General features: G+C 68.8%; 22 protein-coding genes and 1 tRNA gene. 14 read left to right on the top strand and 9 right to left on the bottom strand.

The window, feature by feature from the left end:
- Positions 1-105: 105 nt before the first annotated feature.
- Positions 106-627: an Lrp/AsnC family transcriptional regulator gene (locus ACFXOA_RS00665; RefSeq protein ID WP_385020304.1), complete on the top strand. Its 522-nt coding sequence runs from the start codon at positions 106-108 to the stop codon at positions 625-627.
- Positions 628-743: 116 nt separating this feature from the next.
- Here ACFXOA_RS00665 and ACFXOA_RS00670 read toward each other — a convergent pair whose 3' ends face one another.
- The gene (locus ACFXOA_RS00670; RefSeq protein WP_385020308.1) at positions 744-1,334 is read right to left on the bottom strand and encodes a TetR/AcrR family transcriptional regulator; all 591 of its coding nucleotides are present in this window, start codon (positions 1,332-1,334) and stop codon (positions 744-746) included.
- 122 nt (positions 1,335-1,456) lie between these two features.
- On the opposite strand from ACFXOA_RS00670, the gene paaN reads away from it, so the two are divergent.
- Positions 1,457-3,157: a phenylacetic acid degradation protein PaaN gene (paaN, locus tag ACFXOA_RS00675; protein ID WP_385020311.1), complete on the top strand. Its 1,701-nt coding sequence runs from the start codon at positions 1,457-1,459 to the stop codon at positions 3,155-3,157.
- Positions 3,158-3,211: 54 nt separating this feature from the next.
- Here the strand turns inward: paaN and ACFXOA_RS00680 are convergent, their stop codons facing one another.
- The 3 genes from ACFXOA_RS00680 to ACFXOA_RS00690 are packed head-to-tail and all read right to left on the bottom strand — an operon-like array spanning position 3,212 to position 6,113.
- Positions 3,212-3,922 carry a TrmH family RNA methyltransferase gene (locus ACFXOA_RS00680; protein ID WP_385020314.1) on the bottom strand — a complete coding sequence of 237 codons (711 nt, stop codon included), beginning with the start codon at positions 3,920-3,922 and terminating at the stop codon, positions 3,212-3,214.
- Positions 3,919-5,232, bottom strand: coding sequence for an HTTM domain-containing protein (locus ACFXOA_RS00685; RefSeq protein WP_385020317.1), 1,314 nt, complete (start codon positions 5,230-5,232; stop codon positions 3,919-3,921). Before ACFXOA_RS00685 ends, ACFXOA_RS00680 begins: the two co-directional genes overlap by 4 nt.
- On the bottom strand, positions 5,229-6,113 hold the full coding sequence (locus ACFXOA_RS00690) for a DUF5819 family protein (protein ID WP_385020320.1): 885 nt from the start codon (positions 6,111-6,113) through the stop codon (positions 5,229-5,231). Before ACFXOA_RS00690 ends, ACFXOA_RS00685 begins: the two co-directional genes overlap by 4 nt.
- A 105-nt stretch (positions 6,114-6,218) precedes the next feature.
- Here ACFXOA_RS00690 and paaA point away from each other — a divergent pair, with 105 nt between their 5' ends.
- From paaA to ACFXOA_RS00715, 5 genes are read left to right on the top strand one after another with little or no spacing between them, the layout of a single operon-like run.
- Positions 6,219-7,238, top strand: coding sequence for a 1,2-phenylacetyl-CoA epoxidase subunit PaaA (paaA, locus tag ACFXOA_RS00695; protein ID WP_385020323.1), 1,020 nt, complete (start codon positions 6,219-6,221; stop codon positions 7,236-7,238).
- A complete protein-coding gene (gene paaB / locus ACFXOA_RS00700; RefSeq protein ID WP_385020325.1) occupies positions 7,235-7,525 on the top strand; it encodes a 1,2-phenylacetyl-CoA epoxidase subunit PaaB in 291 nt (96 codons plus the stop codon). Before paaA ends, paaB begins: the two co-directional genes overlap by 4 nt.
- The gene (paaC, locus tag ACFXOA_RS00705) at positions 7,522-8,223 is read left to right on the top strand and encodes a 1,2-phenylacetyl-CoA epoxidase subunit PaaC (RefSeq protein ID WP_385020328.1); all 702 of its coding nucleotides are present in this window, start codon (positions 7,522-7,524) and stop codon (positions 8,221-8,223) included. Before paaB ends, paaC begins: the two co-directional genes overlap by 4 nt.
- Positions 8,217-8,717, top strand: a complete 501-nt coding sequence (gene paaD / locus ACFXOA_RS00710) for a 1,2-phenylacetyl-CoA epoxidase subunit PaaD (protein WP_385020331.1) — start codon at positions 8,217-8,219, stop codon at positions 8,715-8,717. Before paaC ends, paaD begins: the two co-directional genes overlap by 7 nt.
- Complete coding sequence (locus ACFXOA_RS00715; RefSeq protein ID WP_385020334.1) at positions 8,718-9,779, top strand: 2Fe-2S iron-sulfur cluster-binding protein; 1,062 nt, start codon at positions 8,718-8,720, stop codon at positions 9,777-9,779.
- 288 nt (positions 9,780-10,067) lie between these two features.
- Here the strand turns inward: ACFXOA_RS00715 and ACFXOA_RS00720 are convergent, their stop codons facing one another.
- From ACFXOA_RS00720 to ACFXOA_RS00735, 4 genes are all read right to left on the bottom strand, one after another.
- Positions 10,068-10,412 (bottom strand): rhodanese-like domain-containing protein, encoded by a 345-nt coding sequence (locus ACFXOA_RS00720; protein WP_385020337.1) that lies wholly within the window; start codon positions 10,410-10,412, stop codon positions 10,068-10,070.
- 45 nt (positions 10,413-10,457) lie between these two features.
- Entirely contained in the window at positions 10,458-11,483 is a 1,026-nt protein-coding gene (locus tag ACFXOA_RS00725) for a J domain-containing protein (RefSeq protein WP_385020340.1), read from the bottom strand.
- Between the two features lie 83 nt (positions 11,484-11,566).
- Positions 11,567-13,021 carry a DUF2252 domain-containing protein gene (locus ACFXOA_RS00730; protein WP_385020343.1) on the bottom strand — a complete coding sequence of 485 codons (1,455 nt, stop codon included), beginning with the start codon at positions 13,019-13,021 and terminating at the stop codon, positions 11,567-11,569.
- A gap of 288 nt (positions 13,022-13,309) precedes the next feature.
- Positions 13,310-13,654 (bottom strand): winged helix-turn-helix transcriptional regulator, encoded by a 345-nt coding sequence (locus ACFXOA_RS00735; protein ID WP_385020346.1) that lies wholly within the window; start codon positions 13,652-13,654, stop codon positions 13,310-13,312.
- Positions 13,655-13,806: 152 nt separating this feature from the next.
- Between ACFXOA_RS00735 and ACFXOA_RS00740 the strand changes: the two genes are divergently transcribed.
- On the top strand, positions 13,807-14,418 hold the full coding sequence (locus tag ACFXOA_RS00740; RefSeq protein ID WP_385020348.1) for an FMN-dependent NADH-azoreductase: 612 nt from the start codon (positions 13,807-13,809) through the stop codon (positions 14,416-14,418).
- Between the two features lie 509 nt (positions 14,419-14,927).
- Here ACFXOA_RS00740 and ACFXOA_RS00745 read toward each other — a convergent pair.
- Positions 14,928-15,010, bottom strand: a tRNA-Leu gene (locus ACFXOA_RS00745).
- Between the two features lie 315 nt (positions 15,011-15,325).
- Here ACFXOA_RS00745 and ACFXOA_RS00750 point away from each other — a divergent pair.
- From ACFXOA_RS00750 to pknB, 6 genes are all read left to right on the top strand, one after another.
- On the top strand, positions 15,326-16,183 hold the full coding sequence (locus tag ACFXOA_RS00750) for an FhaA domain-containing protein (RefSeq protein WP_385020351.1): 858 nt from the start codon (positions 15,326-15,328) through the stop codon (positions 16,181-16,183).
- Positions 16,184-16,193: 10 nt separating this feature from the next.
- On the top strand, positions 16,194-16,709 hold the full coding sequence (locus tag ACFXOA_RS00755; RefSeq protein WP_385020354.1) for an FHA domain-containing protein: 516 nt from the start codon (positions 16,194-16,196) through the stop codon (positions 16,707-16,709).
- Positions 16,710-16,838: 129 nt separating this feature from the next.
- Entirely contained in the window at positions 16,839-18,311 is a 1,473-nt protein-coding gene (locus ACFXOA_RS00760; protein WP_385020357.1) for a Stp1/IreP family PP2C-type Ser/Thr phosphatase, read from the top strand.
- 21 nt (positions 18,312-18,332) lie between these two features.
- Positions 18,333-19,742: an FtsW/RodA/SpoVE family cell cycle protein gene (locus ACFXOA_RS00765; RefSeq protein WP_385020360.1), complete on the top strand. Its 1,410-nt coding sequence runs from the start codon at positions 18,333-18,335 to the stop codon at positions 19,740-19,742.
- A complete protein-coding gene (locus tag ACFXOA_RS00770) occupies positions 19,739-21,193 on the top strand; it encodes a peptidoglycan D,D-transpeptidase FtsI family protein (RefSeq protein ID WP_385020363.1) in 1,455 nt (484 codons plus the stop codon). Before ACFXOA_RS00765 ends, ACFXOA_RS00770 begins: the two co-directional genes overlap by 4 nt.
- Before the next feature lie 171 nt (positions 21,194-21,364).
- A complete protein-coding gene (gene pknB, locus ACFXOA_RS00775) occupies positions 21,365-23,350 on the top strand; it encodes a Stk1 family PASTA domain-containing Ser/Thr kinase (protein WP_385020368.1) in 1,986 nt (661 codons plus the stop codon).
- Positions 23,351-23,374: the final 24 nt, after the last annotated feature.

Genomic DNA, 23,374 nt, shown 5'->3' on the forward strand with positions numbered 1-23,374 from the left:
CGGTCGCGGGCGCATTTTGGCTACAGGCACCTCCAGCCTGTGGACAAACGGTTATCCACAGCCTGGGATAGGGGCAGGTCGTCCACAACAGGGAGGCGCGCGCCGATGACAGCTGAACAAATGGCCGACGGACCCGGCACGCCTGGCCGCACCCCTCCCGCACGGCCGCTGGACGCCATCGACCGGTCCATCCTGCGCATCCTCCAGACGGATGGCCGCGCATCGATACGAGCTGTGGCCGAACGCGTCCACGTGTCCCGCGCCAACGCCTACGCGCGGATCAACCGGCTCGTGGAGGACGGCGTCATCCGGGGCTTCAGCGCACGGGTGAACCATGAACGCGCCGGGCAGGCCGCCTCCGCCTACATCACGCTCAAGATCGTCCAGAATTCGTGGCGCACCGTGCGTGAACAGCTCCAGGCCCTGCCAGGCGCCACGCACATCGCGCTGGTCAGCGGGGACTTCGACGTACTGCTCCTGGTGCACACGCCTGACAACCAGGCCCTCCGTGAGCTGGTGCTGACCAGGATCCAGGCCATACCGGAGGTGCTGTCGACCCGCACCCTGCTGGTGTTCGAGGAGACCGACCTGGACCCGTATCCGGACCGCCCGTCCGAGCTCGCGTGACGCGACGATCCCTGCGGCCCCTGCCCGCGAGGCCGCGCCTCATGACCCGATCCGGCACCCGTCCCTGTCGCGCGGTCCCGGCCCAGACGGCCTGACACACGGTCCTGCCGCAGGAGTCAGCCGGCCCGCATGCCGTCGAAGGCGAGCCGCACGACCGTGTCGGCGAGCTGGTCCACGTCCGGAGCCCCACCCGGCTGCGGGCGGTACCACTCGACCAGGGAGTTCACCATGCCGAAGATGAGCCGGGTCACCAGGCGTATGTCGACGTCGGCCCGCAGATCGCCCTCCGCCACCGCGGCCTTGAGCAGATCGGACACCCGCTGGTCGAACTCACGTCGCCGCTCCAGCGCCCAGCGCTCCGTCCCCGTGTTGCCGCGCACCCGCAGCAGCAGCGTGACGTACGGCAGCTCCGCGACGAGGACCTCGACCGTGCGGCGCGTGACGTACTCGACCCGGGCGATCGCCCGGCCCTGTATCGCACCGGCTTCGTCGAGGATGCCGAACAGTCCGTCGATGGCCCGGCTCACCGCCCGCCGCAGGAGTTCCTCCTTGCCGGCCACGTGGTGGTAGATGGACGACTTCGAGATGCCCGCCGCCTTGGAGAGGTGCTCCATGGACGTGCCGTCGTAACCGCGCTCGTTGAAGACGCGGACGGCGACGGTGAGGAGTGTCTCCGGGGTGTACGTGTCCCGCTTGGCCGTGGTCATGTCCGCGATCCTCCCCCATGAGTTGTCCACAGGAGCCTCGGGGCCCCTTGTCCCGACCGATCGTTCGGTTACTCTAACTCCGTCCGCGCATTTCCGCCCGGCTCGACGAGGAGTTGGTGCCCATGACCGCCGAACTTTCCCCCGGCAAGCTGTCCGAGATCCACCGCCCGACGCTCGACCGGGCTCTGGAGACGATCCGCACACGCGCTTACTGGTCCCCTCATCCCGAGCACCCGAAGGCCTACGGCGACGAAGGACTCCCCGGCAGCCTCGGCGCGGCTGAGGGCAAAGCCGCGTTCGACGCCGTCCTGGGCACCAGGCTGGAGCTCGGCCAGCCCGGGACCGACGGCTGGACCGGCGGCGAGATCTCGCCGTACGGACCGGAGCTCGGCGTCGAGTACCCGCACGCCGACATGGACGTCCTGCTGCCCGCCATGGGTGCCGGCATGGGCTCCTGGCGTGGAGCCGGCCCCGAGACCAGGGCGCTGGTCTGCCTGGAGATCCTCGCCCGGATCAGTGCGCGCACGCACGAGATGGCCCATGCCGTGATGCACACCAGCGGCCAGGCGTTCGTCATGGCCTTCCAGGCCGGCGGACCGCACGCCCAGGACCGCGGCCTGGAAGCCGTCGCCTACGCCTACGAGGAGCAGGTACGCACACCCCTCGGCGCCGAATGGTCGAAGCCTCAGGGAAAGCGCGACCCGCTGCGGCTCCACAAGACGTACACGGCGGTGGGACGGGGCATCTCGCTGCTCATCGGCTGCAACACCTTCCCCACATGGAACGGCTACCCGGGTCTCTTCGCCTCGTTGGCGACCGGCAATCCCGTCCTGGTCAAGCCGCACCCGCGTGCCGTCCTGCCGCTAGCGCTCACCGTCCAGCTGGCCCGCGAGGTGCTCGCCGAGGCGGGCTTCGACCCGAATCTCGTGGCGCTGGCGGCCGAGCGGCCCGGGGAGGCCATCGCCAAGGCCCTGGCCCTCCGCCCCGAAATCAAGATCATCGACTACACGGGCTCCAGCGCCTTCGGCGAATGGCTGGAGACCAACGCCAGGCAGGCCCAGGTCTACACGGAGAAGGCCGGCGTCAACACGGTCGTGCTCGACTCCACGGACGACTACCGGGGCATGCTCGGCAACCTGGCCTTCTCGCTCTCCCTCTACAGCGGCCAGATGTGCACCACCCCGCAGAATCTGCTCATCCCACGCGACGGCATCACGACGGACGCGGGCCCGAAGTCCTACGAGGACGTGGTCGGCGACATCGCCGCCGCGGTGTCCGCGCTGCTCGGCGACGACGCCCGGGCCAACGGCCTGCTCGGCGCCCTGGTGAACGAGGGCGTGAAGAACCGGCTGGAAGGCGCATCGGGACTCGGCGACGTCGCGCTCCCCTCGCGTCCGGTCGTCAACCCCGAATTCCCCGAGGCCGTCGTCCGGACACCTGCCCTCGTGAAGGTCGACGGCGCCAAGCGGGACGACGGCGCGGCCTTCCTCTCGGAGTGCTTCGGCCCGGTCTCCTTCGCGGTCGCCGTCGACTCGACCGAGGACGCGCTCGCGCTGCTGCGCCGCACCATTCGCGAGCAGGGGGCCATGACCGTGGGCGCCTACACCACCTCCCCCGAGGTGGAGCGCGCGGTGGAGGAGGTCTGCTTCGACGAGTCGGCACAGCTCTCGCTGAATCTCACCGGTGGCGTGTACGTCAACCAGACCGCGGCCTTCTCCGACTTCCACGGTTCGGGTGGCAACCCGGCGGCCAACGCGGCTCTCTGTGACGGGGCGTTCGTGTCCAACCGCTTCCGGGTGGTGGAGGTCCGCCGCCAGGCCTGAGCGAGTGCGGTCGACCGCTGTCGGGCAGCCGGTGGAGCGGTGACGCTCCACCGGTCATCCCTCTCGCGGATCCGGGATGTCCGCGTACCGCTGGACCCAGGCGTGCATGGCGATGGCCGCCGCCGCGCCCGCGTTGATCGATCGCGTCGAGCCGAACTGCGCGATCGAGCACACCTTCGAGGCGTGCCGGCGCGCCTCCTCCGTCAGCCCGGGGCCCTCCTGGCCGAAGAGCAGCACGCATCTGCGCGGCAGCTCCGTCCGTTCGAGGGGCACGGCCCCGGGCAGGTTGTCGATCCCGATGATCGGCAGCCCTTCGCTCTCGGCCCACGCGGTCAGATCGGCCGTGTCGGGGTGGTGCCGGACGTGCTGGTAGCGGTCGGTGACCATCGCGCCCCGGCGGTTCCAGCGGCGCCGACCCACGATGTGGATCTCCTTGGCGAGGAAGGCGTTGGCGGTGCGCACCACCGAGCCGATGTTGAAGTCGTGGCCCCAGTTCTCCACCGCCACATGGAAGTCGTGCCGCCGCAGGTCCAGATCGGCGACGATCGCCTCCCTCGTCCAGTACCGGTAGCCGTCGCCCACATTGCGCCGGTCCCCTTCGGCGAGGAGCTCCGGATCGTAGCGCTCCCCTTCCGGCCAGGGCAGCGGATGGGGCCCGACGCCGATCTCCGCTCCGTAGCCGTCGTCGTACTGGAGGGGTTCGGCCGACGGGTCGGGGGCCGCCTCCGCCATGGGCTCTTCTGTACTGCCGGTCTCGCTGGTCACCGCATGAGCGTATGGCCATCGCCTTCGGCAGTGCGCGCGGCCTCCGCGCCGGTCGTCCGCGGCCTGCGCTGACCGGGCAGGGAGAGCTTTCCCCCCGTCCGTGGGAACAGCTGTCGGCGGGCCCGCGTCACCCGGCTGCCGAGCCAGACCAGGAATGCCGTCGGCAGGAAGACGGCGTCCGCCGCGATCATGGCCATGGAGAAGAAGGGAAGCCCCAGCAGTACGGCGATCCCCGCGTGCTCACCGATCATGAGGACGAGCAGGACGTTCTTCACCCGCCTGTTGAAGAGCGTGAAGGGAAAGGCGACCTGCACGATGACCGTCAGGTACGTGAGCACCATGACGAGGAGGGCGCTGGAGGCCATGAAGCCCGAGAGCCCGGGCCAAGGGGCGAAGTACTCCAGCTTCAGCGGGTAGTAGAGCGCGGTTCCGTCCTGCCAGCGGGAGCCCTGGATCTTGTACCAGCCGGCCGTGGCGTAGATCAGGCACACCTCCGCCATGATCACGAAGAGCGCCGCGTTGTGAGCGAGATGGGCGACGACATCGAGGAGGACGCGCAGCTCATGCCCCGGCGCGTACCGCCCCAGCGCCCATCGGACCCCGCTGCCCAGCCAGAGCACCCACAGGAGCGAAGGCAGCCACCAGGTGCCACCGAGTCCACCCATGACAGTGGCGGGCAGGAGGAAGCCGCCGAGCACGGCCCAGAGCACCGGACCCGCTACGTCACGGGCCGGCCGCTCGCCGCCCGCGACCCGTGCCTCGTCCCGGGCCGCACGGCGTGCGTCGAGTGACCAGACACGGGCGCAGCGGGTCAGGACCAGGTACAGCGCCATCAGATGGATGACGTTGTCGCCACCGTCCCCCATGAAGATGCTGCGGTTCTGGAGGGAGAGCACACCCACCATGAACAGCACCGACGTACCCCGGGTCCGCCAGCCGATCATCAGCAACACGGCCGAGACCAGCGTCAGCGTGTAGACGGCCTCGAACCAGATCGCGCTGTCCGACCACATCAGGACGGTGAAGGCGCCGTTGTTGGCGATGAGCCGCTCCGCCATGCCCCAGCTCCACGGCCCGTCGGGGCCGTACAGCTCGTGACGGTGGGGCAGCTCACGCAGCAGGAACAGCAGGCAGGTCGCGGAGACACCGATCCGGACGACGGCGCTCTGGTGGGCACCGAGCGGCGCGGCGGTGACCCGCTGTACGGCACGGGCGAGCCCGGAGGCGGCCGCCGAGGCACGCTCCCGGCCACGGACCGTCGGCCCGGGCGGGGGCAGGTACGAGGTGGCCGGCGGAATCGAGGCGCTCATCCCTCCGCCTTCCGGACCGCTGAGACCTGATCCCGGCCTGTACCGGACAGGTCGGATTCGGTGACCGTCCACCAAGGGAGCTCCCGGTACTCCGGTTCCGTGCTGATCTTCTCGTCGCTCCACGGGGGTGCTCCGACGGAACGCGTCGACGACCTCACCTGGAAGCGTTCGACGGTCCCGCCGTATCCGTGCTCGTCCAGGCGCAGCATGACGATGCGGCGGATGTAGCGCTCCGACAACTCGCCCCGCAGGCCGTTGGCCCGGTTCTCGCTGTCATGGGACCCGACGAAGAAGTCCCAGGCGCGGCGGAGCTCGTTCTGTTCGACGTGGCTGGGAAGGGGGTTTCCGCGTATTGCCTCGCCGTCGTCACCCGAGAGGTCGATCCAGCGCGTGGTCCTGCTTCCGTCGGCACCTCCGCCGGTCACTTCCGCCCTCACCTGTACGGAGATGTTCTGCTGGAGGGGGTTGGGTGCGAAGAGCTTCCAGTTCTGCTCGAACTCGGGGTAGATCCAGCGGTCGACGGCCTCGCCGTGCTGCTTCGTCAGCGTGTTGGACGGCGCGACGTGCAGGAAGACCATGGCTATGTGCACGCAGGACCACAGCCCTATGACGGAGAGCGCGACCGCCGCGGCGATCTGGTACGGCAACGAGAGCGCGGCGATCCCACTCGCCGGACGGCTCCTGTCGGGCACCCGAGCGGGCGCGACGGCGGAATCCGCCGAAGGACCCACGGCGCCCTGTGCCTGGATCAGGCCCGCTTCCACGGATTCCGGAGGTGCTGCCCTGGTGTCGGTCTCGTCCACCGGCGGAGCACTGCTCGCCGCTCCAGGACGGGAAGGCTTCTTCCCGGCTTCGGTTGGCCCACTGTGGTCCGCGTCCATGCCGCCCCGATCACCGCTCCGTCATCCACAGGGTTGACACCCTACGGGCCGTGGACTCACCATTGAACCCAAGGAACCGAACGATCGGTCGGTAGGGAGCCCGGGATGGCGGCAGTGACTGCGGACCACACCAAGCAGGGGACGGCGGACGCGGCGGATGCCGGCCGCTTGGCGGCGTTCGACCGCACCCTCGCCGCCGACGAACGGATCGAGCCCCGGGACTGGATGCCGGACGCCTACAGGGCCTCCCTGATCCGCCAGATGGCGCAGCACGCCCACTCCGAGATCATCGGGATGCAACCCGAGGCCAACTGGATCTCACGGGCGCCGTCCCTGCGCCGCAAGGCGATCCTCATGGCGAAGGTCCAGGACGAGGCGGGACACGGCCTCTACCTGTACAGCGCCGCGGAGACGCTGGGCACCAGCCGCGAGGAGATGCTCGACAAGCTGCACGCCGGCCGGCAGCGATACTCGTCGATCTTCAACTACCCCACCCTGACGTGGGCGGACGTCGGAGCGATCGGGTGGCTGGTGGACGGCGCAGCGATCACCAACCAGGTGCCGCTCTGCCGCTGCTCCTACGGACCGTACGCGCGCGCGATGGTCCGCATCTGCAAGGAGGAGTCCTTCCACCAGCGCCAGGGCTACGAGCTGCTGCTCGCGCTCAGCCAGGGCACCCCCGCCCAGCACGAAATGGCCCAGGACGCGGTGAACCGCTGGTGGTGGCCCTCCCTGATGATGTTCGGCCCCCCGGACGACTCCTCGGCGCACTCGGAACAATCGATGGCCTGGAAGATCAAGCGACACTCCAACGACGAGCTGCGCCGGCGGTTCGTCGACATCTGCGTCCCGCAGGCGCGGGCACTGGGACTGGACCTGCCCGATCCCGACATCCGGTGGAACGAAGAACTCGGTCGCCACGACTTCGGCGAGATCGACTGGACGGAGTTCCAGGAGGTCCTCAAGGGAAACGGCCCGTGCAACGAGCAGCGGCTGACCCAGCGGCGCTCGGCTCACGAAGAGGGTGCCTGGGTCCGCGCGGCAGCGGCGGCCTACGCAGACAAGCACGCGGCCCGGCCCGGTGGAAGCGGACCGGCTGCCCACCCCATGGAGGCGACCGCATGAGCAGCTCGACCGACTGGCCTCTGTGGGAGGTGTTCGTGCGCTCCCGCCGCGGGCTCTCGCACACCCACGCGGGCAGCCTGCACGCGCCGGACGCCGAAATGGCCCTGCGCAACGCCCGCGATCTGTACACCCGCCGCTCGGAGGGCGTCTCCCTCTGGGTGGTGCCGTCGTCGGCGATCACCGCCTCCTCGCCCGACGAGAAGGACTCCTTCTTCGAGCCCGCCGGTGACAAGCCGTACCGGCACCCCACGTTCTACGAGATCCCCGAAGGGGTGAAGCACCTGTGACCGCGGCCCTCGCCCTCGGCGACGACGCGCTGGTGCTCTCGCACCGGCTGGGGGAGTGGGCCGGCCACGCACCCGTCCTCGAGGAGGAGGTCGCCCTCGCCAACATCGCCCTGGACCTCCTCGGCCAGGCCCGGATCCTGCTGTCCTTCGTCGGGGACGAGGACCAGCTGGCATACCTCCGCGAGGAGCGCGCCTTCCGCAACGTCCAGCTCGTGGAACAGCCGAACGGCGACTTCGCCCACACCATCGCCCGTCAGCTCTACTTCTCGGTGTACCAGCACCTGCTGTACGAGGCGCTGGCGGCCGGGGAATCCGAGTTCGCGGATCTCGCGGCGAAGGCCGTCAAAGAGGTGGCGTACCACCGTGACCACGCGGAGCAGTGGGTTCTGCGGCTCGGGGACGGCACCCCGGAAAGCCATGAGCGCATGCAGCGAGCGCTGGACGCGCTGTGGCGGTTCACCGGCGAGCTGTTCGAGCCAGTCGAAGGCCTGGCCACCGACGCCGAGCCTCTGCGGACCCGCTGGCTGGAAGCCGTCGGAGCAGTCGTCACTCGCGCCACTCTGACTCTTCCCTCGGGACCGCAGAGCGGGGCATGGGCGGCCGGGGCCGGACGACAGGGAGTACACACCGAACCGTTCGGACGGATGCTCGCCGAAATGCAGCATCTGCACCGCAGCCACCCGGGGGCGTCATGGTGACCACGGAAACCCCCCTGGAGGCGGAGCTGCACCGACTGGCGGGGGCCGTACCCGATCCCGAGCTCCCGGTACTCACCCTCGAAGAACTCGGCGTACTCCGCGGGGTGCAGGCGGACTCGCAGGGCAAGGTGACGGTGAGTCTCACGCCGACGTACACCGGATGCCCGGCCATCAGGACCATGTCCGACGACATCGAACGCGTGCTGCGGGACCACGGCGTCACGGAGGTGTCCGTGGTCACGGTCCTCTCGCCCGCCTGGTCGACCGACGACATGAGCGCCGAAGGGCGCCGCAAACTGGCGGAGTTCGGCATAGCACCGCCACGACCGGGGGGAGCACCGGGCGGACCCGTCCCCCTCACACTCTCCGTCCGTTGCCCGCACTGTGGTTCCACGGACACCGAGCTGTTGAGCAGGTTCTCCTCCACGGCCTGCAAGGCCCTGCGCCGCTGTGTGGCGTGCCGTGAACCGTTCGACCACTTCAAGGAGTTGTAGATGTTCCATCCGCTCCGGGTCAGCGCGATCGAACGGACCACGGACGACGCGGTGGCCGTGACCTTCGCCGTACCGCCGGATCTGCGTGAGACCTTCCGCCACTCACCGGGCCAGCACCTGAACGTCCGCTACCGCATCGGCGGGGAGGAGATCCGGCGCTCGTACTCGATCTGCGCACCTGCCACCGAACAGCCCGGTGTCCCGGCGCTCCGGGTCGGCATCCGCATGGTCGACGGCGGGGCGTTCTCGACGTACGCCTTGAAGGAACTCGCGGTCGGCGACCATGTGGAGGCGATGGCACCGACCGGCCGGTTCGTCCTGACTCCGCGTCCTGGTCACTTCGCGGCGATCGTCGGGGGCAGCGGCATCACACCGGTGCTCTCGATGGCCGCCACCGTACTGGCGAGGGAACCCCTCGCCCGCTTCTGCCTGCTCCGAAGCGACCGGACGGCCGCCTCGACGATGTTCCTCGACGAAGTGGCAGACCTCAAGGACCGCTACCCCGACCGCTTCCAGCTGGTGACCGCTCTGTCACGGGAGGAACAGGCCGCCGGTCTCCCCTCGGGCCGGCTGGACCGCGAGCGGCTCGTCAGCCTGTTGCCCACGCTCCTGCCCGTACCGGACGTGGACGGCTGGTTCCTGTGCGGACCACTGGGCCTGGTCCGAGGAGCTGAGAGCGCCCTGCGCGCGCTCGGCGCCGACCGCTCGCGCATTCACCAGGAGATCTTCCACGTCGCCGAGGAGAGCGGAACACCGACGACCGCGGCGAGGATCACCACCCCGTCCAGCAGCACCCTCACCGCGACGCTCGACGGCCGATCGGGCAGCTGGCCGGTGGAGGGCGGTGAATCCCTGCTCGAGACCGTCCTGCGAAGCCGATCGGACGCCCCGTACGCCTGCAAGGGCGGAGTGTGCGGGACCTGCCGGGCGTTCCTGGTCTCCGGCGAAGTCCGGATGGACCGCAACTTCGCCCTGGAGCCGGACGAGACGGAAGCCGGTTTCGTGCTCGCCTGCCAGTCGCACCCCGTCACCCCGGAGGTCGAGCTCGACTTCGACCGCTGACTCGCCTGGGGACCACCGAGGTGTTCCGGAGACCAGCTCAGCTCACGGGACCGCTCCGCCTCCAGGGGCCTCCAGGCACAGCCCAGCCCTCCGGGGGGACAGCCCCACCCTCCCGGACCCGCTCAGCAGCCGAGCGGGGGCAGCTCAGCGCTCCCGGCTCGCCGGCTTCCGCCCTCTCCGGTCCCCCGGACGCCTGGCACCGCCGCACATCCGGCGGTGGAGGCCGACGCATACCGGGGCCAGGCGCGTCAGCGCGGCGCCCCTGCGGAACGCCCGTGAAAGAAGCCGTCAGAGGACGAACGCCGAGGTTCCGTCGTCGGTCACCATGGGACGGCCCGCGCCGTCCCAGGCCAGCATGCCGCCCTCGATGTTGACGGCGTCCAGCCCCTGCTGCACCAGGTACTGGGTGACCTGGGCGGACCGTCCTCCCACCCGGCACATCACATGTACACGCCGACCGTCCTCAGCAGCCTCGGTCAGTTCGCCGAAACGGCCGACGAAGTCACTCATGGGGATGTGCAGCGCACCCTCGACGTGCCCGGCCGCCCACTCGTCGTCCTCCCGTACGTCCAGCACGAGGCCGTCCGACGGAACCGCCGCGACGTCCACCGAGGGCAGCGGAGCGAAATTCATGAAAGGGCCTTCTCTCGTACGTACACGCCTGAGTCATCCGGAACGCTACTGCACGAGCGCTGCCAGCTCGCTCTCGCGCTGGGCCACATCGGCGAGGAGCTTCTCCGCGATGTCGTCGAGCAACCGGTCCGGGTCGTCAGGTGCCATGCGCAGCATCGAGCCGATCGCGCTCCCCTCCAGCTCCTGCGCCAGCACCGTCAGCAGCTCCTTGCGGCGGCTGAGCCAGTCCAGCCGCGCGTAGAGCTCCTCGCTCTCGCTCAGACGCAGCTCCGGCGCCGCAGGACCTGCCGCCCACTCGGCGACCAGTTCCTTGAGCTCCGCCACGTCGCCACGGCCGTAGGCCGCGTTGACGCGCGAGATGAACTCGTCGCGACGAGCCCGCTCCGCTTCGTCCGGTGCCAGATCCGGGTGCGCCTGCCGGGCGAGCTCCCTGTAGAGCTTGCGCGCCTCGTCGCTGGGCCTGACCCGCTTCGGCGGCCTGACCGGCTGCTCGGTGAGCATCGCCGAAGCCTCCGGAGAGAGACCGTCCGAATCCATCCAGTCATGGAAGAGCTCGTCCACACCTGGCATCGGCATGACGATCGCCCGTGCCTCCTGGGCCTTGCGCAGATCCTCCGGGTCACCGGTCTTCGCGGCCCGCGCCTCCGCGATCTGCGCGTCGAGCTCGTCCAGCCGCGCGTACATCGGACCGAGCTTCTGATGATGCAGCCGGGAGAAGTTCTCCACCTCGACCCTGAAGGTCTCCACGGCGATCTCGAACTCGATCAGCGCCTGCTCGGCCACTCTGACCGCCTTCGCGAGCCGCTCCTCGGGCCGGGGGGCACCGGTTCCGCCCGCGTCTCCAGCATCGGACCGGTCGCCGGATCCACCGGACCGGGCACCGGGCTCGGAAGCAGCGGAGCCACCGCCCGGCTCCCCCTCGCCACCGCCCGGGCGCGGCGCACCGTCCTGCTCGGCCCGCAGGTCGTCCTGAGGCGCGTCCAGGTCCTGCTGCGGCGCGTCCTGCCGGTCCTGGTCCTGCGGGTCTTCGTCGTTCCGGGTGGTCGGCACCCCGGCGGCTTCGTGGGTCACCCGTCCAGCGTATGGCCATGGCCCCCGCCGTGAGGACGCGTGTCAGGCGCGAGGCCCGCGCTCCACCCCTCGGGCCGTACCGTTCAGACGCCCAGTTCGGCCGCTATCCGCCCGGAGCGGACACAACGGACGAGCTCGGCGTGATCAGCCTCGGTGCGGTTCGCGTACGTCACGGCGAAGCCGGCCACCGCTTCGTCCAGCTCGGCGCTCTTGCCGCAGTAGCCCGCCAGGAGTCGCGGGTCGGCACTGTGGGCGTGCGCCCGGGCCAGCAGCGCTCCCGTCATCCGTCCGTAGTCGTCGACCTGGTCCGCGGCGAGGGCGGCGGGATCCACACTGCCCTTCCGGTTCCGGAACTGGCGTACCTGGTAAGGCCTGCCGTCCACATCGGCCCAGCCGAGCAGTATGTCGCTGACGACCTGCATCCGTTTCTGTCCGAGCACCACCCGGCGCCCTTCGTGCACCACCTCCGGCACGTCGAAACCGGCCTGCGGGAGATACGGGGAGAGCGCCGAGGGACGTGCCTCCTTCACCTGCAGCACCAGGGGCTCGCCACGGTGGTCGAGCAGCAGCACGACATACGACCGGGTCCCGACACTCCCCGTACCGACGACACGGAAGGCCACGTCGTGGATCGCGTAGCGGGCCAGCAGCGGAAGCCTGTCTTCCGAGACGGTACGGAGGTAGCCCTCGAGCCCCGCCGCGACAGCCGCGGCCTCCCCGTCCGGCACGCGACGCAGAACCGGCGGAGCGTCGACGAAGCGGCGGCCGTCCTCGCACTCCTCCGTGGACCGAGCCGCGAAGCGGGCGCTCGTGTTGTTGCGTGCCTTCTCGGAGACCCGCTCCAGAGTCCCCAGCAGGTCACGCGCGTCCGTGTGGGAGACGAGTTCCTCGTCCGCTATGGCGTTCCACGCGTCGAGCGCGGGCAGCCTGGCCAGCAGCCGCATGGTGCGCCGGTAGGCACCCACGGTGTCGTACGCGCCCTGTCGGCAGGTGTCCTCGTCCGCTCCCGCGAGCCGGCCGGCGAGCACCAGCGAGGTGGCCAGGCGCTTCAGGTCCCACTCCCACGGTCCGAAGACGGTCTCGTCGAAGTCGTTCAGATCGATGACCAGACTGCCGCGGGCGTCGCCGTACAGACCGAAGTTGGCCGCGTGGGCGTCACCACAGAGCTGGGCACCTACACCCGTGACCGGTGTGCCGGCCAGGTCATGCGCCATCAGACCGGCCGAACCCCGCAGGAACGCGAAGGGCGTCGCAGCCATCCGGCCCACGCGTATGGGCGTCAGACCCGGTACCCGGCCCTGGTTCGACTCCTCGACCGCCTGGACCGCGTCCGGTCGTCCGGGCGGAAGCGAGAGTGAACTGTGCGCGGAGCGAGGCACCTTGAGTCTCAGCGCCTTACCCGCCGCCTTCGGGGAGAGCGCCCCACCGTCCACCGGCCCCGCGCTTCGGGGCATGCGGCGCGCGAACCCGGGGACGACCGGAATCCTCACGCCCCCCGCTGTCCGCTGCACCGGCACCGCCGCCTCGACTTCGCCCATGGAGCGTCGCCTCCCCCGCCCTTGTTCAGCCGTTCCGCACGAGCAACATCAACTGCCGACGACGGTACAGCCGCGTCAACACAACCGTCTTCCCCTGTGGACAACTTGGGATCGTCTGTGGAAAGCCTTCGCCACCGGACGGGCCGGGCCACGGGCCGGTCCCGTAGCGGGATGCCGCATCCGGCTCGTGGCCATGGAATCCTCCGGCCATCCAGCCGTCCTCACAGACCCCACCCGAGACGGACAAGCGGGGCGGGGTCCAGGCAGATCAGCCGGCGCCAGGCGGAATCAGCAGCGCCCCGGCCCGGACAGATAGGTGTCCGCCCAGCGGCCGAGTTCCTTCAGCGCCGGCTCCATCGCGGCTCCGGCCGCCGTCAGCCTGTATGCCACCCGCAGCGGGGGTCCTTCATCGACCTCGCGCACCACAAGACCTGCCGCCCCGAGCTCGGACAGACGGTCGGAGAGCATCCGCTCGCTGATGCCCGGAATCGCGCGCCGCAGATCCGCGAAGTGCACCGGCTGCGCCATCAGCACCGACACGATCGGCCCCGTCCAGCGCTTCCCGAACAGCTCGAAGACACGCGTGATGCCCACGTCCACCCGCCGACAAGCCTGCTCGCTGTGTTCCGCCACGTCCTCAGCGTACTGCGCCTCCCCGAGGGACTTATTTAAAGTAAGCGACTGTGTTATCAATAGGAGCGTACGGAAATTACCCGGCTGCCATCCCTCGACGACCCCGCGCCGCAGGATCGAGCCGATCGGCACACTTCCCGACGGAGAACCCCATGGCCACGCTTCTTCACCTCGACTCAGCCGTCTTCCCGGAAGGCTCCACCTCCCGCGAGGTCACCGCCGCCTTCGTCGCGACGTGGCGCGAGCAGCATCCGGACGGCGAGGTCGTCTACCGGGATCTCGCCGCGGACCCGCTGCCCCATCTGGACGCCACCGCGGTCGCCGCCGGCGCCTCCGACGCTCTGCGTGGCGCCCTGGCGGCAGAGCTGGCCGCCGCGGACGCCGTACTGATCGGCGCACCCATGTACAACTTCTCGATCCCCTCCACCCTGAAGGCATGGTTGGACCAGGTGATCATCGTCGGCCACAACGCCGGCCCCGAGAGCCCGGTGGCGGGCACGCCCGTCACCGTGGTGGCCAGCCGAGGAGGCTCCTACGCCGCAGGCACACCGCGCGAGGACTTCGAGTTCGTCCAGAACTACCTGGAGAAGGTGCTCACCGGCATGCTGGGCGCCGAAGTCGACTTCATCGTCCCCGAACTGACACTGGCCCACTCGAAGCCGGAGATGGCAGAGCTCATCCCGCTCGCAGACGCCTCCCGGACCCGGGCCTTCACCGAGGCGACGGAGAAGGCCAAGGCCCTGGCCGCCCGCCTGGCGGCCTGACACCAGCACCCACCGCACAACCACCGCCACAGCGGTCGGCCGGGGGGCGCACCCCCCGGCCGACTCGGCGCAGGGCCGCCCGCCGGAATCCACCGGCCGTTGCACGTCGACCGCAACACGAACCCGCCGCAGCCGAATCGAAGCAGCCGAATCGAAGCAAGTCGATCGCAGTGGATCAGGAAGACCGGCACAAGCGGTCGACCGAAGAACGTGACGAGAGAGGCGCCGGCCGAACCGGACGGTTGCGACGTTTCACGTGAAACAGCCAACACCCGCGCGCTGCCGCGAACCTCTTCATCGAGCACGTCACACGTGAAGGAGGACACGGACGCCCCCGAACTCCAGGAGACCCCGAACACACAGCGAGGGGCCACGGAGACAGAGGCCGGCACGCTCCCGAGGCACCACGGATCCACCAACGACCCATCACAACGAAGAACCCCCGCACCGACACTGTCGGTGCGGGGGTTCTGTCGAACCTGCCCAGCAGCTGCAAGCAACTGCCGTTGTGCGCGAGGGGGGATTTGAACCCCCACGTCCCTAAGGACACTGGCACCTGAAGCCAGCGCGTCTGCCGTTCCGCCACTCGCGCATGAGTGGTGCTTTCAGACTCTCTCACCGTGTGGTGCGAGCGCCTGGCGACAACGGAAGATTAGCACGCTGGGCAGGGTGGATTCACATCCGTTGTTTCGCGGGAGCGACGAGGGGAAGCCGGGAACGCGGAGCGCCTGCCCCCACTCCTTCTGAGTGCACCCGGAGTGCGGGACACTGTGAGGAGGCCACCTCTACGATCCGTGTGAGGGGTGACACTCATCCACTGTGCAGACAAGGGGAACCAGCCGATTTCCCGACGCGTGGATACGATCAGTAAGCAGTACAGGGATGACGACACCGGAGGAGGTGCCCCATGGGAGTCATGAAGCGTTTCGAGCAGCGTCTCGAAGGTCTGGTCAACGGCACCTTCGCCAAGGTCTTCAAGTCCGAGGTGCAGCCGGTCGAGATCGCGGGCGCCCTCCAGCGCGAGTGCGACAACAACGCGACGATCTGGAACCGCGAGCGGACCGTCGTGCCCAACGACTTCATCGTCGAACTGAGCACGCCGGACTACGAGCGGCTCAGCCCGTACTCCGGGCAGCTCGGCGACGAACTGTCCGGCCTCGTGCGTGACTACGCCAAGCAGCAGCGGTACACCTTCATGGGACCGATCAAGGTCCACCTGGAGAAGGCGGACGACCTGGACACGGGTCTCTACCGGGTACGCAGCAGGACCCTGGCGTCGAGTTCGTCACAGCAGCAGGGCCAGCAGAGCGGGCCCGCCCCGTACGCACAGCCGAACCGGCCCGGTCCCCAGGGACAGGGCGGCTACGGCTACCCACCGGCCTCCGCCCCGCCCATGCCTCAGGCACCGCCTGGCTCCGGGCGGCCGGGAGGCCCCTCCAGCGACTGGCGCCCGCCGGCCGCGTCCGGCTCCGCGCCGAACGCCCAGGTACGGCGCTGGATCGAGATCAACGGCACACGCCATCAGATCTCCCGCCCGACGTTGGTGATGGGACGAAGCACCGACGCCGACGTGCGGATCGACGACCCCGGCGTATCCCGCCGGCACTGTGAGATCCGGACCGGAACGCCCTCGACGATCCAGGATCTCGGGTCCACCAACGGCATCGTGGTGGACGGGCAGCACACCACCCGCGCTACGCTCCGCGACGGCTCGCGGATCGTCGTGGGCAGCACCACCATCGTTTACCGGCAAGCCGAAGGGTGAAGCGGGGGCAATGTCAGAGCTGACCCTGACGGTCATGCGGCTAGGTTTCCTGGCTGTTCTGTGGCTATTCGTAATCGTGGCCGTCCAGGTCATTCGCAGCGACCTGTTCGGTACGCGTGTCACACAGCGCGGTTCACGCCGCACTGCGAGTGACACCCGCCCGCAGCAGGGGCGCCAGCAGCAGGTGGCGCCGCCTCAGCAGCGCCAGCAGTCCGGACGCCAGCGCCGTGGGGCACCCACGAAGCTGGTCGTCTCCGAAGGCACACTCACCGGCACCACGGTCGCCCTCCAGGGCCAGACCATCACCCTGGGCCGGGCGCACGATTCAACGATCGTGCTGGACGACGACTACGCGTCCAGTCGGCATGCCAGGATCTACCCGGACCGTGACGGCCAGTGGATCGTCGAGGATCTCGGGTCCACCAACGGCACCTATCTCGACCGGACCCGGCTCACCACCCCGACACCTGTTCCGCTGGGCGCGCCGATCCGCATCGGCAAGACCGTCATCGAGCTGCGGAAGTAGTACGACAATGAGCGAGCGGAGCGAGCGAGCCGCGGCGGGCCTGACGAAGGACCCGGCCCGGCTCCCGACCGGAGGGTGGGCAGTGTGGCTCGAGACCGGCTGTACCCCGAACCGACGGGCGAGGTGCGCATGAGCTTGTCCCTGCGCTTCGCCGCCGGATCGCACAAGGGCATGATCCGGGAGGGCAACGAGGACTCCGGTTACGCCGGCCCCCGCCTCCTCGCCATCGCCGACGGCATGGGCGGCCAGGCGGCCGGAGAGGTCGCCAGCTCCGAGGTGATCTCCACGCTCGTCCAGCTCGACGACGACGTGCCGGGCTCCGACATCCTCACCTCGCTCGGCACGGCCGTGCAGCGGGCCAACGACCAGCTGCGCGTCATGGTCGAGGAGGACCCCCAGCTCGAGGGCATGGGCACGACGCTCACAGCCCTGCTCTGGACCGGTCAGCGTCTCGGCCTCGTCCACGTGGGCGACTCCCGTGCGTACCTCCTCCGCGACGGAGTGCTCACGCAGATCACCCAGGACCACACCTGGGTGCAGCGTCTCGTCGACGAGGGCAGGATCACCGAGGAGGAGGCCACCACCCACCCGCAGCGCTCCCTGCTGATGCGGGCCCTGGGCAGCGGCGACCACGTGGAACCCGACCTCTCCATCCGGGAGGTCCGCGCCGGTGACCGCTACCTGATCTGCTCCGACGGCCTCTCCGGCGTCGTCTCCCACCAGACGATGGAAGAGACCCTGGCCAGCTACCAGGGCCCGCAGGAGACCATCCAGGACCTCATCCAGCTCGCCCTGCGCGGCGGTGGTCCCGACAACATCACCTGCATCGTCGCCGACGTCCTGGACGTCGACAGCAACGACACCCTGGCCGGACACCTCAGCGACACCCCCGTCGTGGTCGGCGCGGTCGCGGAGAACCAGGCCGCCCAGGCAAACGACGGCCGCGCCATGGAGACACCGGCCGGCCGCGCCTCCGGTCTCGGCCGCCCGGTGCCCCCGCCGGCCGGTGGCTTCGGCCCTCCCGGCAGCGGCGACGACATGGGCTACGGAGCGGCGCCGCACGGCTCCTTCGACGGCTACACGGACGACGACTTCGTCAAGCCGCGCAAAGGCCGCAGGTGGCTGAAGCGCTCCTTCTACATCGTGCTGGCGCTGGCCGTGGTCGGCGGTGGAGTCTACGGCGGCTACCGCTGGACCCAGACCCAGTTCTACGTGGGCGCGAAGGACGACAACGTCGCGCTGTACCGCGGGATCAGCCAGGACCTCGGCTGGGTGTCCCTCTCGAAGGTCGAGGAGGACACAAAGATCGAACTCAAGTACCTCCCGCCCTACTGGCGCAAGCGCGTCGAGGCCACCATCTCTCAGGGCAACCTGGCCGACGCCCGCGAGAAGATCAGCGAGCTGGACGCACAGGCGTCGGCCTGCAAGAAGGACGCGCAACGTCGCGCGGCCGAGGCGGAAGCCGCCAAGAACCAGAACGAGGCCGCCGACAGCAATTCCGCCACGTCCCCCGAAAAGGGGACCAAGACCGCGACTCCCACTCCCGGCCCCAGCCTCTCGGAGGAAGAGAAGAAGCTGGCCCTGCAGTGCGGTAAGCAGTAAGCCGTAGGGGGCCTTCAGCACATGAGCGTTGTCACCAACACCACGACCATCGGCGCGATCGACGCGCCAAGCCGCCGTAACACCGAGTTGGCATTGCTTGGCTTCGCCATCGCCATCTCTGTCTTCGCGTACGCCAATGTCGGTCTTGCCATGGACGGCACTCTGCCGTCCGGCATGTTCGGTTACGGACTTGGTCTCATCTTTCTCGGCGGCGTGGCACACCTGGTCGTCCGTAGGTTCGCGACCTACGCGGACCCACTTCTGCTACCGCTCGCCACGCTGTTGAACGGGTTGGGCCTGGTTTTGATCTGGCGCCTGGACCAGTCACCTCGACTGATCCAACGTGCCGAGACACTGTTCGGTTCATTCAGCCCGGATGCGCCTAAGCAGTTGATGTACTCAGCAATCGGCGTTGCACTGTTCGTCGGTGTGCTGCTGGCTCTGAAGGACCATCGCATCCTCCAGCGTTACACCTACATCTCGATGGTTGTTGCGCTGGTTCTGTTGATCCTGCCGATGTTCTTCCCCGCCGTGAACGGCGCCAAGATCTGGGTCAGTTTGGGCCCCTTCTCCATCCAGCCTGGCGAGTTCGTGAAGATCATTATTGCCGTGTTCTTCTCCGGCTACCTCATGGTCAAGCGCGACGCCCTGGCCCTGGCGAGCCGCCGCTTCATGGGTATGTACCTGCCGCGTGGGCGTGACCTCGGACCGATCCTGGTTATTTGGGCACTGTCCATCCTGATCCTGGTGTTCGAAACAGACCTGGGTACATCACTGCTGTTCTTCGGCCTCTTCGTGATCATGCTGTATGTGGCGACGGAGCGGACCAGCTGGATCGTCTTCGGCCTGCTGATGTCTGCCGTCGGTGCGGCTGGCGTCGCAACCTTCGAACCTCATGTCCAGCAGCGCGTTAACGCATGGCTTGACCCCTTCTCCGACAAGACCCTGGCGCAGACAGACCAGATTGCGCAGTCCTTGATGTCATTCGGTTCCGGCGGAACGCTGGGAGCGGGCTGGGGGCAGGGCAATTCCGACCTGATCGGCTTCGCAGCCAACGCAGACTTCGTGCTCGCGACCGTGGGCGAGGAACTGGGGCTGGCGGGAATGATGGCTGTTCTGCTGCTCTACGGCCTCGTCGTCGAGCGCGGTGTCCGCACCGCCCTCGCCGCCCGTGACCCGTTCGGCAAGCTCCTCGCCATCGGGCTCTCCGGCGCGTTCGCGATCCAGGTGTTCGTCGTCGCAGGCGGTGTCATGGGCCTCATCCCGCTGACGGGTATGACCATGCCGTTCCTCGCGGCAGGTGGTTCCTCCGTGATCGCGAACTGGGCGCTGATCGGGATCCTGATCAGAATCAGCGACACCGCCCGCCGGCCCGCACCTGCACCCGCACCGTCCCCGGACGCCGAGATGACCCAGGTGGTCCGACCGTGAACAAGCCGCTCCGCAGGATCGCCATCTTCTGTGGCGTCCTCGTCCTGGCCCTGCTGATCCGCACCAACTACCTCCAGTACGTCCGTGCCGACGAGCTCAACTCGAACGAGCACAACCGACGCGTCGAGATCGAGCGCTACGCCCACGAGCGCGGCAACATCATCGTCGACGGTGAGCCGGTGACCGGCTCGGTGGAGACCAAGGACAGCGACTTCAAGTACAAGCGCGTCTGGAAGAACGGCCCCATGTGGGCGCCCGTCACCGGATACTCCTCGCAGGCCTTCGACTCCTCGCAGCTGGAGAACCTCGAGGACGGCATCCTCACCGGCAACAGCGACCAGCTGTTCTTCGACCGCACCCTGTCGATGTTCACCGGCGAGAAGAAGACCGGCGGAAACGTCGTCACCACGCTGAACGGGGCCGCCCAGAAGGCCGCCTTCGAAGGGCTCGGGAACAAGAAGGGCGCCGTCGCGGCGCTCGACCCCCAGACCGGCGCGATCCTGGCGCTGGCGAGCACCCCGTCGTACGACCCCTCGGTCTTCGCCGGCAACTCCATGAAGGACTCCGACGCCCGGCAGAAGCTCCTTGAGGACAAGGACAAGCCGATGCTGAACCGGGCGCTGCGGGAGACCTACCCGCCGGGCTCGACGTTCAAGGTCGTCACGGCGTCGGCCGCGCTGGAGAACGGCCTCTACACCGACATCGACGCGAAGACCGACTCCCCTCTGCCCTGGCGGCTCCCGCAGTCGACCAACCTGCTGCAGAACGAGGGCAACATCCCCTGCAAGGACGCCTCGCTCCGGGTGGCCCTTCGCTACTCCTGCAACACCGTCTTCGGCAAGATGAGCGACGACCTCGGCAACGAGAAGATGATCGAGCAGGCCGACAAGTTCGGCTTCAACAAGGAAGTCTTCACGCCGGTCCGGGCCGACGCCAGCGTCTACCCCGAGGACAACAAGCCGCAGAACGCCATGGCGGGCATCGGCCAGGCATCCAACCGTGCGACGCCGCTCCAGATGGCCATGGTCGCCTCGGCCATCGCCAACGACGGCAAGCTCATGGAGCCGTACATGGTGGCCCAGCGCCAGGCCCCCAATCTGGACGTCATCTACACCCACGAGAAGAAGCAGCTCAGCGAGCCGCTCTCGGCGGAGAACGCCCAGAAGGTGCAGCAGATGATGGAGACCGTGGTCAAGGAGGGCACGGGAACCAACGCCCAGATCGACGGCGTCACCGTCGGTGGCAAGACCGGCACCGCCCAGCACGGCCTCAACAACAGTGAGAAGCCGTACGCCTGGTTCATCTCGTACGCCAAGACCGACAGCGGCTCACCCGTCGCCGTCGCCGTCGTGGTCGAGGACGGCAACGCCAACCGGGACGACATCTCCGGCGGCGGCCTGGCAGCACCCATCGCCAAGAACGTGATGAAGGCGGTACTCGACGGAAAGTAGTGACACCCGTCACAACTTCTGTCCGCACCAGCACATTGGGATACCGGTCGGATATCAGCTGACGGGTGCGGGCCGATCACGCCGGGGGTGCCCGGTAGCGTTAGCGCGAGCAGCGCACCGCCGGACCACACACGGGTGCGGTCGGGACTGACGGAGAGGGCTGGATCAGTTATGGAAGAGCCGCGTCGCCTCGGCGGCCGGTACGAGCTGGGCTCGGTGCTCGGCCGTGGTGGCATGGCCGAGGTCTATCTCGCGCACGACACCCGGCTCGGCCGCACCGTCGCTGTGAAGACGCTGCGGGCCGACCTCGCCCGCGACCCGTCCTTCCAGGCACGGTTCCGCCGTGAGGCCCAGTCCGCCGCATCGCTCAACCACCCCGCGATCGTCGCCGTCTACGACACCGGCGAGGACTACGTCGACGGGGTCTCCATCCCGTACATCGTGATGGAGTACGTCGACGGATCGACGCTCAGGGAGCTTCTGCACTCCGGCCGCAAGCTGCTGCCGGAGCGGACCCTCGAGATGACGGTCGGGATCCTTCAGGCCCTGGAGTACTCGCACCGCGCGCAGATCGTCCACCGCGACATCAAGCCGGCCAACGTCATGCTGACCCGTACCGGTCAGGTCAAGGTGATGGACTTCGGCATCGCCCGCGCCATGGGCGACTCCGGCATGACGATGACCCAGACCGCCGCGGTCATCGGCACCGCGCAGTACCTCTCCCCGGAACAGGCGAAGGGCGAGCAGGTCGACGCCCGGTCCGACCTGTACTCCACCGGCTGTCTCCTCTACGAGCTGCTCGCGGTCCGGCCGCCGTTCGTCGGGGACTCGCCTGTGGCGGTGGCGTACCAGCACGTGCGCGAGGAACCGCAGCCCCCGAGCAACTTCGACCCCGAGATCACGCCCGAGATGGACGCCATCGTCCTCAAGGCGCTGACCAAGGACCCCGACTACCGCTACCAGTCGGCCGACGAGATGCGCGCCGACATCGAGGCCTGCCTCGACGGCAGGCCGGTCGCGGCGACGGCCGCCATGGGCGCGGCCGGCTACGGCGGCGGGTACGACGGCTACAACAACGACCAGCCCACCACGGCTCTGCGCGCAGCGGACCACGGCGGAGCACAGACGTCGATGCTGCCCCCCGTCAACCCGGACGACGGCGGCTACGGCGGCTACGACGACCGGCCCGACCGCCGGCGTCAGAAGAAGAGCAACACCTCGACGATCCTCCTGGTCGTCGCAGGCGTCCTGGTGCTCATCGGCGCGATCCTCATCGGCCAGGCGGTCTTCAGTTCCTCCGACGGCGGGGACGGCAAGATCGACACCCCGAACATGGTCGGCTCGACGGTCGCCGAGGCACAGAGGCTCGCGGACAACTCCGAGGTCACCCTCGCAGTCGGTTCCAAGGAGCCGTGTGAGGACCAGGCGAAGGGCGAGATCTGCAGCCAGCAGCCTGAGCCGGACGCCCGGATGGAGACGGGCGGGACCGTCACCGTCGTCGTCTCCACCGGCGCCCCCAAGGTCGAGGTTCCGGACGTCCTGGAGAAGTCCGCGGACAGCGCCCGCCAGGCACTCGAGGACAAGGGCTTCACGGTCAACGTGAAGACCGAGGAGTCCGACAAGACCGAGAACACCGTCATCTCCCAGGACCCCGAAGGCGGTTCGAAGGTGGAGAAGGACAGCGAGATCACGATCACCGTGGCCAAGAAGGCCACCCAGAACGTCCCGGGTGTGGTCGGCAAGCAGTTCGCCGACGCCGAGGCCCAGATCAAGGGTGTCGGCTTCGAGAACGTCTCCAGGACCGACGTCGACTCGCAGGAACCCGCGGGCACGGTGATCGAGCAGACCCCGGAGCCCAACAGCAAGCAGGCCAAGGACACCCAGATCGTCCTGAAGGTCTCCAAGGGCCCCGCACAGCCCGAACAGGTCACCGTCCCCGGTGACATCGTGGGCAAGCGGTACCAGGACGCGAAGGCGCAGCTCGAAGGCATGGGCCTGGTGGTCGCGCTCGCCCCCAACTCGTCCGACAAGCCGAACGCCCTGGTGATGCGGGCCGACCCCGGGGCCAACGCCCAGGTCCCCAAGGGTCAGACGGTTACCCTCACCACCGTCGGTGGCGGGGACGGCGGCGGCCTCTTCGGCGGCCAGCAAGGCTGAACAGGGAAGCGCCCGTGAAGGACA

Origin of the sequence: Streptomyces sp. NPDC059166 (genome assembly GCF_042755185.1) — a bacterium.
Taxonomy (GTDB): Bacteria; Actinomycetota; Actinomycetes; order Streptomycetales; family Streptomycetaceae; genus Streptomyces.